Origin of the sequence: Variovorax sp. LjRoot130 (assembly GCF_964253755.1) — a bacterium.
Taxonomy (GTDB): Bacteria; Pseudomonadota; Gammaproteobacteria; order Burkholderiales; family Burkholderiaceae_C; genus Variovorax.
This window is the reverse complement of record NZ_CAXURM020000001.1, coordinates 5556261-5569126: the sequence shown is the minus strand read 5'-3', so window position 1 is coordinate 5569126 and position 12866 is coordinate 5556261. Positions and strand designations below refer to the sequence as shown.

Sequence of the window (12866 nt, the reverse complement as noted above, 5' to 3'; positions counted from 1 at the left end):
GCCTTAGACGAAAGCGGCGTGCCTCGGCACGCCGCAGTGTAGCCAGGGAGCGCCCGCTGCGGCATAGGCAGCCGGAGCGTTTGCGGCTAGCCGCCGCCCGAAGCGGCGCGCGAAGCCTCGAGGTGTGTGCGTGCCCGCTCCGCCAGCGCCATCTCGCCCGGGGTTCCCGGCGTGAAGCTGTCGACCGGCAGCGGCCGGCCGTGCGAGTCGACCGAGACGAAGACGACCAGGCACTCGGTGGTCTTCTGCATCTCGCCGCCCTTCATGTCGCCGCTGCGCACCTCGACCGAGATGTTCATGCTGCTGCTGCCGGTGTAGGCGAGCCGCGCCTCGACCTCGACCAGGTCGCCGATCATGATCGGCCGATGGAAGCGGATGCTGCCGATGAACACCGTCACGCAGTAGCGCTTGGACCAGCTGGTCGCGCAGGCGTAACCGGCCTCGTCGATCCATTTCATGACGGTGCCGCCGTGGACCTTGCCGCCGAAGTTGACGGTGCTGGGTTCGGCCAGGAAACGCAGGGTGATCGAGCTCATGGAGTGCCTGGGCGATGAGTTGATGTCGTGGAGCGCCCGCGGCGATTATGTGAGCGGCGAAGCGGTTTGGGCGCCGAAAAGTTGAGCCACCGTGCGCCTGAGCCACGCATTGCCCGGATCGGCGTGGAAGCGCTCGTGCCAGTGCTGCTTGACGGCATAGGACGGCAGCGCGAAAGGCGGCTCCAGCAGCTTCACCGGCTCCTGCGTGGCCAGTACCTCGCCGAGGATGCGCGGCACGATCACGACCAGCTCGGTGTGGGCGACGATGCGCGCCACGCTGAGAAAGCTCGACAGGCGCACGACCACGTTGCGCGCCAGGCCGAGGCGGGCGATGGTCTTGTCGACGATCGCATGGCCGGTGCCCGAGGACGAGATCACCGCATGCGCCTCGGCCTCGAAGCGCTTCTTCGTGAGCCGCTCGCCGATGCGCGGATGGTTCCGCGCCACCAGGCAGACGAAGTTCTGCATGAAGAGCGTCTGCTGGTAGAAGCCGGCATCGAGCTGCGGCATGAAGCCCACCGCCAGGTCGACCTCGCCGTCTTCCAGCCGGCGGCCGCTCTCGGTCGAGATGATTTCGGTCTCGATGTGCACGCCGGGCGCCGTGCGGCGCAGGTGGTCGAGCAGCCCGGGCAGGATCACCACCTCGCTGATGTCGGTCATGCAGATGCGGAAGTTGCGACTCGCCGCGCCGGGGTCGAAGCTGCTGCGGCTGCCGCGCGCCTGCTCGATCTGCGCGAGCGCCTCCCGCACGTGGGTGTAGATGCGCTGGGCATAGGGCGTGGGCTGCATGCCTTGCGCGGTGCGCGCGAACAGCCGGTCGTCGAAATGCGCGCGCAGCTTGTTGAGCATGGTGCTGGCCGCGGCCTGCGCCATGTCGAGGCGCTCGGCCGCCTTCGAGACGCTGCCGGTCTTGTAGACCTCGTCGAAGACCGCGAGCCATTCGAGATCGAGCTTGGACATGGAATTTCCTTCGCAATGCAGCCACCATTATCGAAAATCGAGATTCCGAGTATTGAGTGCACGTCTTGAACAAATAGTGGTGCGGACAAACAATGCAGTCACCCCTCGGAGACATGCCCAGATGAACACCGCCCCCCAGGCCGCGCGCGCCGACGCCGCCGAGCGCCGCGACTACTACGAGCGCATCCGCCCGCTGCACCTCACGCCGCTGTGGGAATCGCTGCATGCGCTGGTGCCGCGCGAGCCGCAGACGCCCTGCGTGCCCGCGCTCTGGCGCTACGACGAGATCCGCCCGCTCCTGATGGAGTCGGCCGCGCTGATCACGGCCGAGGAGGCGGTGCGCCGCGTGCTGGTGCTGGAGAACCCGGCGATCCCGGGCCGTTCGTCGATCACGCAATCGCTCTATGCCGGGCTGCAGCTCATCATGCCGGGCGAGGTCGCGCCCTCGCACCGGCATGTGCAGTCGGCGCTGCGCTTCATCGTCGACGGCAAGGGCGCCTACACCACGGTGGGCGGCGAGCGCACCACCATGTACCCGGGCGACTTCATCATCACGCCCTCGTGGGCCTGGCACGACCACGGCAACGAGGGCATCGAAGGCGTGGCCGAGCCGGTGGTGTGGCTCGACGGGCTCGACATCCCGATGCTGCGCTTCTTCGACGCCGGCTTCGCCGAGAACGACGACGCCAAGGTGCAGCACGTCGCGCGGTCCGAGGGTCACAGCCTGGCGCGCTTCGGCCACAACATGGTGCCGGTGCGCCATGACCACAGCGCGCCCACCTCGCCGATCTTCAACTACCCCTATGCACGCAGCCGCGAGGCGCTGGCGCAGCTGCAGAAGCAGGAGGCGCCCGACGCCTGGCTGGGCCACAAGCTGCGCTACATCAACCCGCTGACCGGCGGCTCGCCAATGCCGACCATCGCGACGAACCTGCAACTGCTGCCGAAGGGCTTCGCGGGCAAGACGCACCGCGCGACCGATGGCGCGGTCTACAGCGTGGTCGAAGGCCGCGGCACGGCCGAGATCGGCGGCCAGCGCTTCGACTTCGGTCCGCGCGACACCTTCGTCGTGCCTTCGTGGGCGCCGCTGCGCTTGTCCGCTGCCGACGAGGTGGTGCTGTTCAGTTTCTCCGACCGGCCCGTTCAACAGGCGATGGGCGTGCTGCGCGAAGCCTTCCTCGACAACGCCTGACCCGCGCTGCCCCGGCAGCCTTCTCTTTTCTCGATCCCCATGCGCCGCATCGCGGCAGGAGCCCTCATGTCTTTCGTCCTCACTCCCCCGGCCGTCGTCGGCCTTCCCGTCGCCGGCTCGTCCGATCTGTTCCCGGTGCGCCGCGTCTACTGCGTCGGCCGCAACTACGCGGCGCATGCGCGCGAGATGGGCTTCGACCCCGACCGCGAGCCGCCCTTCTTCTTCTGCAAGCCGAACGACGATGCGTCGATCGTGCCGGTGCCCGCGGGTGAAACGGTGGGCATTCCGTACCCAGGCCAGACCGTCAACTACCACTATGAAGCCGAGCTCGTGGTGCTGATCGGCGAGGGCGGCCGCGACATCGCGGTCGAGGACGCGGCGAAGCACATCTACGGCTATGCGGTCGGCCTCGACATGACGCGCCGCGACCTGCAGATGAAGATGCGCGAGCAGGGCCGGCCCTGGGAGATCGGCAAGGCCTTCGACTTCTCGGCGCCGGTCGGCGTGGTGCGTCGGTTCGCCGAGTCGGGCGAGATCGCGGCCGGCGCGATCACGCTCGAAGTGAACGGCGAAACGCGCCAGAAGAGCGACATCCGCAACCTGATCTGGTCGGTGAACGAGGTCATCGCGAACCTGTCGACGCTGTTCACGCTGCAGCCCGGCGACCTGATCTTCACCGGCACGCCCGAAGGCGTGGGTGCGGTGCAGCGCGGGCAGACCATGCAGGTGCGCATCGACGGCCTCGAGCCGATCGCAGTGCGAGTGGAATGAGCAAGACGCAGAACTCCAAGCCTTCGGTGCTGCTGGTCGGCGGCGGCATCGGCGGCATGGCGGCGGCGCTGGCGCTGGCTCGGCTCGGCATTTCGATCGACCTGCTGGAGCAGAGCGCGGCCATCGGCGAGATCGGCGCCGGCCTGCAGCTGGGCCCGAATGCCTTTGCCGCCCTCGATGCCCTGGGCGTCGGCGAAGCGGTGCGGCGCGGCTCGGTCTTCACCGACCGGCTGGTGATGATGGATGCCGTCGACTGCAGCGAGGTGGCCTCGGTGCCGGTGGGCGAGGCCTTCCGCGCGCGCTTTCGCAATCCGTATGCGGTGAGCCACCGCGCCGACCTGCATGGCGCGATCCACGAGGCGGTCAAAGAGCATCCGCTGATCCGCTTCCACACCTCGGCGCAGGTCGAGCACCTGGACATCGGCGGCAGCGGCGTGACGGCGGTCACGCGCGACGGCCGGCGCTTCCATGCCGATGCGATCGTCGGCTGCGACGGCGTCAAATCGGTGGTGCGTGCCAAGCTCATCGGCGATGCGCCGCGCGTCTCGGGCCACGTGGTCTACCGCGCCGTGGTGCCGGCCGCCGACATGCCCGAAGACCTGCGCTGGAACGCGCCGGTGGTCTGGGCCGGCCCCAACTGCCACCTGGTGCACTACCCGCTGCGCCATGGCGAGCAATACAACCTGGTCGTGACCTTCCACAGCCGCGAGCAGGAAGAGTGGGGCGTGACCGAAGGCAGCAAGAAGGAAGTGCTGTCCTACTTCGACGGCGTGCATGCGCGCCCGCGCCAGCTGCTGGACCGGCCCACCTCGTGGCGCCGCTGGAGCACCGCCGACCGCGATCCGGTCGCGAACTGGAGCGAAGGCCCGGCCACGCTCTTGGGCGATGCGGCCCATCCGATGATGCAGTACCTCGCGCAGGGCGCCTGCATGGCGCTCGAAGACGCGGTGACGCTCGGTGCGGCGGTCGAGGCCTGCGAGTTCGACCTGCCTGCCGCCTTCCAGCTCTATGCGTCGGCCCGCGTGGCACGCACGGCCCGCGTCGTGCTGTCGGTGCGCGAGATGGGCCGGCTCTACCACGCCAAGGGCATTGAGCGCCTGGTGCGCAACAGCCTGTGGACCGGCCGCACGCCCGAGCGCTTCTACGACGCAGTCGAATGGCTCTATGCGTGGGATCCGGCGCAATGCTTGGCCGACGCGCCGCGCACCGCGGCCTGAGACGGCCCACCTTATTTCAACGACACACCACGGAGACAAACTGCATGAAACCCATCCTCCCGCTGATCGCCGGCCTCGCCGCCGCCTTCTTCACCGTCGGCGCCGCGGCGCAATCGGCCGCCGACTACCCGAACAAGCCCGTCACCCTGATCACACCCTTCGCCGCCGGCAGCGGGCCCGACGCGGTGCTGCGGCTGGTCTCCGACAAGCTGGGGCGGCTCTGGAACCAGCGCGTGGTGGTGGACAACAGGCCCGGCGGCGGCGGCTTCATCGCGATCGACCAGGCCCGGCGCGCGGCGCCCGACGGCTACACCCTGCTGCAGCTCGACAGCGAGCATGTCGCCGCGCTGCCGCATCTATACAAGTCGCGCAATTTCGTGACGCTGCAGCACTTCGACCCGGTGGCCTCGCTGTTCCGCACGCCCTTCTTCGTCGCCGTGGCCAGCGACTCGAAGTGGAAGAACATGAGCGACCTGGTCGCTGCCGCCAAGTCCAACCCGGTGAGCTACGGCTCCTGGGGCGTCGGCAGCGCCGGCCACCTGGGCGCGCAGCAGCTCGAGTCCCTGACCGGCGTGCACATGCAGCATGTGCCCTACCGCGAAGTCTCCCAGCTCTACGCCAACGTGGGCTCGGGCGATGTGCCGTGGAGCTTCGCGACCATCCCCTCCAGCCAGGGCGTCTACAAGGCCGGCAAGCTGCGCTACATCGCGATTGCGGCGCCCCAGCGCATTCCGCAAATGCCCGATGTGCCCACCATGGCCGAGGCCGGCGGCCCGGCGAGCCTGTACGTGAGCTCCTTCGTCTCGCTGCTCACGCCCAAGGGCGTGCCGCCGGCGATCAGGGCCAGGATCCATGCCGACGTCGCCAAGGTCATCGCCGACCCCGAGATCCGCGCGCGCTTCGACACCTTCGCCTTCGAGCCGCTGGCCTGGTCGCCGGAGGAGATCCAGCGGCAGGCCGAGGCCAAGTCCAAGGTCTATGGGGAACTGGTTCGCCGGGGCAATATCAGCCTCGAGTAACGCCTGGTCACAACTCAGCCTTATCCTTCGTTTCTCTTTCCATTCCCGCTTCACTCCCATGCAGTTTTCCAAGAGAGCTCTTTTGATCGCCGCCTGCGCGCTGCCGCTGGCCGCCGCGGCGCAGAACGGCGCCTGGCCCACCAAGCCGATCCGCCTGATCGTCGGCTTCCCCGGCGGCTCGACGCCGGACATCGCGGCGCGCACCATCGCCGAGCCGCTGGCCAAGGCGCTGGGCCAGCCCGTGGTGGTCGACAACAAGCCGGGGGCCTCGGGCAACATCGCGGCCGACCAGGTGGCCAAGGCGACCGACGATCACACGCTCGGCGTGGTCATCAACGGCAACCTGACCTCGTCGAAGATGCTCTATTCCAGGCTGCCCTACGACCCGGCCAAGGACTTCACCTACCTCTCGCTGCTCACCACCGCGCCGCTGGTGCTGGTGGCGCAGAACAGCCTGCCCAGCGGCGCAGCCTTCGTCGACGCGGCGCGCAAGAGCGACGACAAGTGGAGCTACGGCTCGGTGGGCGTCGGCTCGGTGGGCCACCTGGGCATGGAGCTGCTCAAGGGCCGCGTGCCGGGCCTGAAGGCCGTGCACGTGCCCTACCAGGGCAATCCGCAGGTCATGACCGACCTGATCGGCAACCAGATCCAGATGGCCCTGATCCCGCCCGGCGTGGCCATGCCCCAGGTCAAGGCCGGCAAGGTCAAGGCCATCGGCATCACAAGCGGGCGCAGCACCCTGGTGCCCGAACTGGCGCCGTTGGCGGATGCCGGCGTGAAGGACTTCAACCTCGAGGTGTGGACCGCGCTGCTCGGCCCGGCCAGTCTTTCCAAGGCCGCGCAGGAGCGCATCTCGCGCGAGCTCGCCGTCATCATGAAGGCGCCCGAAGTGCGGCAGAAGCTGTTCGAGCAGGGCTGGCAGGCGGTCGGGACCTCGCCGGACGGCATGCGCACGCGCGTGAAGGAGGAGGCGGCGATCATGACCAAGATCATTTCGACCAACAACATCAAGCTGCAATGAGCGCTTCCATCGTCGAGCCTGAGCGCAGTCTGCCGGTCTTCGGCGAATACGACGTCGTCGTGGTCGGCGGCGGCCCGGCCGGCATCGCGGCGAGCGTGAGCGCCGCGCGCCATGGCGCGCGCACGCTGCTGGTCGAACGCTATGGCTTCCTCGGCGGCATGGGCACGGCCGGCGGCGTGACCAACTTCGCGGGCCTCTACGGCAAGCGCAACGGGGAGATGACGCAGCTGGTGCACGGCGTGGTCGACGAGCTGCTCGCACGCATGGATGCGATGGGCGGCCTCAACAAGCCGCAGGACGGCATGCAGGGCCGCATCCGCGTGCGCTCCTACGACACCTCGATCTACAAGTGCGCGGCCGATCAGCTGCTGCTCGATGCGGGTGTCGAGCTGCTGTTCCACGCCTGGGCCGCGGCCGTGGTGATGGAAGGCCCGCGCATCGCCGCGCTGGTGGTCGAGACCAAGTCGGGCCGGCAGGCGATCCGCGCCAATGCCTTCATCGACGGCAGCGGCGATGCCGATGTCGCGGTCTTCGCGGGCGTGCCTTTCGCGGTCGGCGACGGCCATGGCAGCGGGCTTTTTCCGTCCACCATGTTCCGCGTCGGCCACGTCGATGCGCAGCGCGCGCTGGCCGCGGTGGGCGAGTTCAAGGCCATCAACGACCTGATGGCGAAGGCGCGCGAGCGCGACCCCGAGGCCTACCGCTTCCCGCGCGAAGGCGCGATCCTGCGGCCGCAGATCGATCCGCGCGAATGGCGCGCCAACGTCACGCAGATCCGCAACGCCAAGGGCGACGCGATGAACGGCGTGGACGCGCGCGAACTCAGCGACGGCGAGGTCGAGGGCCGCCGCCAGATCGGCGAGTACTTCCGCTTCTTGAAGGCCGAGGTGCCGGGCTTCGAGCAATCGGCCATCGTCGAGATCGCGCCGCAGGTCGGCATCCGCGAGACGCGGCGCATCGAGGGCCTCTATGCGCTCACCGGCGAAGACATCCTCTCGTCGGCGCGTTTCGACGACAGCATCGGCATCAACGCCTGGCCGATGGAGATGCATGCCGCCGGCAAGATCGAATGGGCCTTTCCGCGCGACCAAACGCGCACCTACAACCAGCTGCCCTGGCGCATGCTGGTGCCGCGCGGCGTCGACAACCTGCTGGTGGCCGGGCGCTGCGCCTCGATGACGCACGAGGGCCAGTCGGCCGCGCGGGCGAGCGGCGGCTGCTTCGTGATGGGGCAGGCCGCGGGGACGGCTGCGGCCACGTTGGGTGCCGAAAGCTTTGCCGGCGTCGACGTGCCGGCCTTGCAGCGCAAACTGATCGCCGACGGCGTCGACCTCGACCGAAGCTAAGCCCACCCCCAGGCTTGCTCGCGTCGCGTAGCGTAGCCGCCAACCCCCTTGCAGGGGGCGACGCCAGCGGCCCGGCAAAGCCGGTTCCGCGGCGTCTCCCGAATGGGGCGCGCCGTGCGCGACAGCGCAGTGGCGGGGTGTTTGCTATCGTCGTCGGATGACCGATCCCGCCACCGCCGCCCGCCTCGTCAACCAGCTCGTCGACCTGATGCACCTCGAACCCCTGGGCGATGACCGCTTCAGGGCTCAGAGCGAGGACATCGGCACCCCGGCCGTGTTCGGCGGCCAGGTGCTGGGCCAGGCGCTGGTGGCGGCGAGCTGCACGGTCGCCGCCGACCGGCCGGTGCACTCGATGCATGCCTACTTCCTGCTGCCGGGCGAACATGCACCGATCGAGTACGCGGTTGACCGCGTGCGCGACGGCCGCAGCTTCACCACCCGGCACGTGGTGGCGCGCCAGCGGGAGCGCATCATCTTCGAGATGTCGGCCTCCTTCCAGACGGTGGACGAGGGCATCGAGCACCAGCTCGCGATGCCCGAGGCGGCCGGGCCGGAAGGCTTGCAAAGCGAACTGGAACAGCGCCGCGCGCTCGGCGAGCGGCTGCCCGAACGCTGGCGCAACAACGCGCTGGCGCCGCACGGCATCGAGTACCGCCGCGTCGATCCCGACGACCTGCTCACGCCCGCGCCGCGTCCACCGCACAGTGCGCTCTGGCTGCGCGCCATCGCGCCGCTGCCCGACGATCCGATCGTGCACCGCGCGCTGCTGGCCTATGCCTCCGACCACGGGCTGCTGCGGGCCGCGATGCTGCCCCACGGCCTGAGCTTCATGAGTGGCCGGGTGCGCCCCGCCAGCCTCGACCATGCGATGTGGTTCCACCGCGATTTCCGCATGGACGACTGGCTGCTCTATGTGCTCGATTCGCCGAGCGCGGGCGGCGCCCGCGGCCTGTGCCGCGGCAGCCTGTTCACGCGCGACGGGCGGCTGGTGGCCTCGACCGCGCAGGAAGGCATGCTGCGCGTGCTGCCCGAAGGAAGTCCCTTGTCGAGCGCTGGCGGCGCGGCGCCGATATAGCACTCAGTGCCGCGTGCCGGCCAGCGCCGCGCGCAGGCCGCCGAAGCGCCGCCGGTACTGCGCCGGACTCAGGCTCACCGCGCGGCGGAACATGCGACTGAAGAAGGCCGCGTCGTCGTAGCCCACCTCTCCCGCGATCGCCTCGACCGGCGCTTCCGTGGTCTCGAGCAGGTGCTTGGCTTCCTCGATGCGCAGGGTCTGCACGTATTCCATCGGCGTCATGCCGGTCGCGAGCTTGAAGCGGCGCTGGAACGAGCGCTCCGCCAGCCCGCTCAGCGCGCGCTTTTGTGGCGGCTCGGGCTGCGCGGCGTCGATGTGGCCAGGCGCTGGCAGGCCCTGGCGCCGCGCTGGCGCGACCAGGCCGCCTGGGGCTGGTCGGTCTTCAACGACGTGCATGCGATGCTGGCCCTGGTCGGCGCCGGCGAGCCCATACAGATCGAGGCCGGGCAGCGCGCGATCGCCGCCGTGCCGGCCACGGCGCCCGCGCCGTGGTGGCGCGAGGCGGGCACCGTCTGCGAGGCGGTCATGGCTTTCGGCGAAGGCCGCCACGGCCACTGCGCGCAGCAGCTGCTTCCCTTGCTGCCCGTCGCCCACGGCTTCGGCGGCAGCCAGGCACAGCGCAGCCTGATTTACCTGACGGCGATGGAGGCCGCGCGTCGGGCCGGCGATGCCGCGCTGTGGGAGGCGCTGCAGAGCGAAGCGGCGGCGCGCACGGCAGCGGCGGTTCCGGAGCGGCCGTACCGCGGAATCGAACTCAAGGCCGCTTGAGCCCGCACCTCAACGGAAGGGGTTGGCAGTCGCGAACCAGAGGCCGATGCCGGTCGCGATGATGAAGGCACCGTCGGTCACGCCCGCGATCAGGAAGAACAGGGTCTGCAGCGTGTCCTTGAGCTCGGGCTGCCGCGCCGTGCCTTCCAGCAGCTTCGACCCGACGATGCCGATGCCGATGCAGGAACCCACGGCGGCGATACCGATGAGAAACGCGACGGCGAGGGGGAGGATGTCGAAACCTGAGGTCATGGTGCTCTTTCGCGGCCTTTGAAGTTCGGCCTGGTGGCTGCCGGAACCACCCCGGTTCCGGCTTGCATCCAATGTCTCAGAGCGGGTGCGCGGCGTCGATGACCTCGCAGGTCATGGCCGCTGGCCGGGCCTCAGGGGCGCGGAGCGTCATGGCGCAGATCGAACTCGCGCAGCATCACGGGTTCGGTGGAACCTTGTGCGACACGGCGCCGCACGGCGTCATCGATGTCCTGCGCGTGCAGCGCATAGGTGTCCAGTGCGTCGTCGTCGGTGGCGGTCGACCGATAGCGGTAGTGCAAGGTTTCCTTGCCGACGCTGGCGCCGACGAGCTGCCCCTCGACCTCGACCCAGAAACGGACGGTGCCGGAAGCCTCATGAAAGAAGGGCGGCTGCGACATCGCTGCTCCTGGAATGCGTTCCGCGGTCATCGATCCAAAGGGTGGCCTTGCGCTCGATCGCGCGGATGGCGTCGCGCCCGTGGGCGAACTGCTTGCACGACACGAGGTGGCACATGCAAACGTCGTCGACCAAGAGTTCCGCACCGGCCGCCACGGTGCCCTCCAGGGAAACATGGGTGAGGCGGCTGCGCACCTCCCATCCTTGGTACGGAAGGCGTTTGGAGGCGAAGTCATAGTCCATGCCCCCTTGTAGGCGATCGGGTGCGCCCTGTCTGTTCGCGACCGCACATTCAGAGCAACTCGGCGTAGGCTCTCTTGTCTGCGGCATAGCAGGCGCATGCCATCGCTTCGAGCCCGGGGCGGTCCAGCACCTTCAGATCGCCACGGCTGTATTGGATCAATCCGTCACGCTGCAAGGCGCCGGCAGCCTCCGTGATGCCGACGCGGCGCACGCCCAGCATGTAGGCCAGGAACTCCTGCGTCACGCGGAAGCTGTCCGAATGGGCGCGGTCCTGGCTCATCAACAGCCAGCGCGCCAGGCGTGGGCCGATCAGGTGAAAGCGAAGGCACGCGGCCGAATCGGCCAGCTGGGACATCAGGACGTGGATGTAGCGGTGCAGGCCGCGCTGCAGGCCCGCGTTGCGCGCCAGTTCGCGCTGGAAGTCGGGGGCGGCGATGCGCCATGCAGCACCCGGGCCCTGAACCACCGCATGCAGGGGCGTCGTCGCCACGCCCAGGGCCACTTGCGTCCCCAGCATGCCTTCGCGGCCCACCATGCCGACTTCCAGGCCTGGATGGCCGTCGATCCGTGCGATCAGCGAAATGAAGCCGTCGACAGGGAAGTAGACATGCCGGGTCGGCTCGCCGGGCTCGCACATCACCTCGGCCAGCACCAGCTGGACCGGCTCGCAGATGGCGAGCAGACTCTGGCGATCGCTGCGGGAAAGCAGCTCGATGAGGTGGTTTTCGGCGGCAGGCAAAGGCACTCCGGTGATGGAAGGGCTTCCAGTCTGCGCGCCGCGCCGCGGCGCGACTGTCTGCCAGCGCACAGAGCAGCCGCGGGATCAGGCCGCCAACCGCTCCGGAAGCAGCCGGTCATACTCCTTCTTGACCACGGCGTAGCATTCGCAAGTGCGCTTCTCCAGTCCCTCGCGGTCCAGCACCGTGATGCGGCCGCGTGCATACCGGATCAGCCCTGCCTTCTGCAGCTTGAGGGCGCCCTCGGTCACGCCTTCGCGGCGCACGCCGAGCATGTTGGCGATCAGCTCCTGCGTCATCACGAGCTCGTTGCCTTGCAGGCGATCCAGGCTCAGCAGCAGCCAGCGGCACAGCTGCTGGTCCAGCGAATGGTGGCGGTTGCACACCGCCGTCTGCGCCATCTGCGTGATCAGCGCCTGGGTGTAGCGCAACAGCAGATGCAGCACCGCACCGGCACGGTTGAATTCGTCCTTCATCATCTGCGCCTTCAGGCGCCAACCCTGGCCTGCGCTTTGCACCACGGCGCGGCTGGGCGTGGATTCGCCGCCCATGAAGAGGGAGATGCCGACGATGCCCTCGTTGCCGACGACGGCGATCTCGGCCGAGGCGCCGTTCTCCATCACATAGAGCAGCGAAACGATGGCGGTGGTCGGAAAGTACACGTGGCTGAGCGTGCTGCCCGACTCGTAGAGCACCTCCCCGAGCGGCATGTCCACCCACTCCAGTTGCGGCAGCCAGCGCTGCCACTCGGCGTCCGGCAGCATGGCGAGCAGGTGGTTCTTGCGGGGGTCGGGGGGCGTGGCCATTGCGCAGTATGTTCGATATCGCACAAAGCTGCGAGGGCGCCCGAAGCGCGGATTCTCAGGAGGCTTTGATGAAGCGCGCAGGGGCGCTGGCCTCGCTGTCGACGTCTCTGCAGAGGTCCTGATCGAGCACCGGCAGCGTGCCGTCGACGAGCCGTGCTTCGACGATGCTCACCACCCTGCGGTGCACGAGCGTCGGCATCGTGCGGCCGTTCAGGTAGTCACGAACGAGGCATTCGGCGGCAAACAGGAAAAGGGCGATGAGATGGCTCCGTGCATCGAGGGCATGCCAGCGTATTCCGAACCTGCCGTTTTTTCAGTGCGATAGCGCACGGATGGGCCGTCCGCCGGCGCGCGATCGTCAGGGAAAGAAGTGAGCGACGCCTGCCAGAAACAGAAGCACCAGCAGCATGAGCACGCCGAAGACGATCCAGGCGGCTGCAAATGCCGATGCCTCCGTCTGCAGCTCGTCCGGTGCCTCGGGGCCTGAGTCAGGAGGAGTGGTTTGGGTCATCGCCGACTGTAGCCTG

General features: G+C 68.7%; 18 protein-coding genes. 8 read left to right on the top strand and 10 right to left on the bottom strand.

Annotation, left to right across the window (positions count from 1 at the left end):
- Positions 1–86: 86 nt before the first annotated feature.
- Together ACSQ86_RS27610 and ACSQ86_RS27605 are read right to left on the bottom strand one after the other, a co-directional pair.
- Positions 87–536, bottom strand: coding sequence for an acyl-CoA thioesterase (locus ACSQ86_RS27610; protein WP_093109911.1), 450 nt, complete (start codon positions 534–536; stop codon positions 87–89).
- Between the two features lie 45 nt (positions 537–581).
- The gene (locus ACSQ86_RS27605; protein ID WP_436305915.1) at positions 582–1496 is read right to left on the bottom strand and encodes a LysR family transcriptional regulator; all 915 of its coding nucleotides are present in this window, start codon (positions 1494–1496) and stop codon (positions 582–584) included.
- A gap of 121 nt (positions 1497–1617) precedes the next feature.
- Here ACSQ86_RS27605 and gtdA point away from each other — a divergent pair, with 121 nt between their 5' ends.
- From gtdA to ACSQ86_RS27570, 7 genes are all read left to right on the top strand, one after another.
- Positions 1618–2688, top strand: coding sequence for a gentisate 1,2-dioxygenase (gene gtdA, locus ACSQ86_RS27600; protein ID WP_436305914.1), 1071 nt, complete (start codon positions 1618–1620; stop codon positions 2686–2688).
- 66 nt (positions 2689–2754) lie between these two features.
- Complete coding sequence (locus ACSQ86_RS27595) at positions 2755–3459, top strand: fumarylacetoacetate hydrolase family protein (RefSeq protein ID WP_436305913.1); 705 nt, start codon at positions 2755–2757, stop codon at positions 3457–3459.
- Positions 3456–4676, top strand: a complete 1221-nt coding sequence (locus tag ACSQ86_RS27590) for a 3-hydroxybenzoate 6-monooxygenase (RefSeq protein ID WP_436305912.1) — start codon at positions 3456–3458, stop codon at positions 4674–4676. Before ACSQ86_RS27595 ends, ACSQ86_RS27590 begins: the two co-directional genes overlap by 4 nt.
- A 44-nt stretch (positions 4677–4720) precedes the next feature.
- On the top strand, positions 4721–5695 hold the full coding sequence (locus ACSQ86_RS27585; RefSeq protein ID WP_436305911.1) for a Bug family tripartite tricarboxylate transporter substrate binding protein: 975 nt from the start codon (positions 4721–4723) through the stop codon (positions 5693–5695).
- A gap of 58 nt (positions 5696–5753) precedes the next feature.
- Complete coding sequence (locus ACSQ86_RS27580) at positions 5754–6716, top strand: Bug family tripartite tricarboxylate transporter substrate binding protein (protein ID WP_436305910.1); 963 nt, start codon at positions 5754–5756, stop codon at positions 6714–6716.
- Positions 6713–8062, top strand: coding sequence for an FAD-dependent oxidoreductase (locus tag ACSQ86_RS27575; protein ID WP_436310024.1), 1350 nt, complete (start codon positions 6713–6715; stop codon positions 8060–8062). Before ACSQ86_RS27580 ends, ACSQ86_RS27575 begins: the two co-directional genes overlap by 4 nt.
- 157 nt (positions 8063–8219) lie before the next feature.
- Positions 8220–9137 (top strand): acyl-CoA thioesterase, encoded by a 918-nt coding sequence (locus ACSQ86_RS27570; RefSeq protein ID WP_436310023.1) that lies wholly within the window; start codon positions 8220–8222, stop codon positions 9135–9137.
- Between the two features lie 3 nt (positions 9138–9140).
- On the opposite strand, the gene ACSQ86_RS27565 is transcribed toward ACSQ86_RS27570, so the two are convergent.
- Complete coding sequence (locus ACSQ86_RS27565; protein WP_436310022.1) at positions 9141–9533, bottom strand: helix-turn-helix domain-containing protein; 393 nt, start codon at positions 9531–9533, stop codon at positions 9141–9143.
- Here ACSQ86_RS27565 and ACSQ86_RS27560 point away from each other — a divergent pair.
- On the top strand, positions 9453–9905 hold the full coding sequence (locus ACSQ86_RS27560; RefSeq protein ID WP_436310325.1) for a hypothetical protein: 453 nt from the start codon (positions 9453–9455) through the stop codon (positions 9903–9905). The genes ACSQ86_RS27565 and ACSQ86_RS27560 overlap by 81 nt on opposite strands.
- A 9-nt stretch (positions 9906–9914) precedes the next feature.
- On the opposite strand, the gene atpE is transcribed toward ACSQ86_RS27560, so the two are convergent.
- The 7 genes from atpE to ACSQ86_RS27525 all read right to left on the bottom strand — a co-directional run bounded on the left by atpE (position 9915) and on the right by ACSQ86_RS27525 (position 12850).
- Positions 9915–10157 (bottom strand): F0F1 ATP synthase subunit C, encoded by a 243-nt coding sequence (atpE, locus tag ACSQ86_RS27555; protein WP_093109922.1) that lies wholly within the window; start codon positions 10155–10157, stop codon positions 9915–9917.
- Positions 10158–10288: 131 nt separating this feature from the next.
- Positions 10289–10555: a DUF1488 family protein gene (locus tag ACSQ86_RS27550; protein WP_436305905.1), complete on the bottom strand. Its 267-nt coding sequence runs from the start codon at positions 10553–10555 to the stop codon at positions 10289–10291.
- On the bottom strand, positions 10530–10796 hold the full coding sequence (locus ACSQ86_RS27545) for a hypothetical protein (RefSeq protein WP_436310021.1): 267 nt from the start codon (positions 10794–10796) through the stop codon (positions 10530–10532). The genes ACSQ86_RS27550 and ACSQ86_RS27545 overlap by 26 nt, the downstream gene beginning before the upstream one ends.
- A 49-nt stretch (positions 10797–10845) precedes the next feature.
- A complete protein-coding gene (locus ACSQ86_RS27540; protein WP_436310020.1) occupies positions 10846–11541 on the bottom strand; it encodes a Crp/Fnr family transcriptional regulator in 696 nt (231 codons plus the stop codon).
- Positions 11542–11619: 78 nt separating this feature from the next.
- A complete protein-coding gene (locus tag ACSQ86_RS27535; RefSeq protein WP_093109926.1) occupies positions 11620–12339 on the bottom strand; it encodes a Crp/Fnr family transcriptional regulator in 720 nt (239 codons plus the stop codon).
- Positions 12340–12394: 55 nt separating this feature from the next.
- Entirely contained in the window at positions 12395–12538 is a 144-nt protein-coding gene (locus ACSQ86_RS27530) for a hypothetical protein (RefSeq protein ID WP_436292128.1), read from the bottom strand.
- Positions 12539–12697: 159 nt separating this feature from the next.
- Positions 12698–12850, bottom strand: a complete 153-nt coding sequence (locus tag ACSQ86_RS27525; protein ID WP_436305900.1) for a hypothetical protein — start codon at positions 12848–12850, stop codon at positions 12698–12700.
- Positions 12851–12866: the final 16 nt, after the last annotated feature.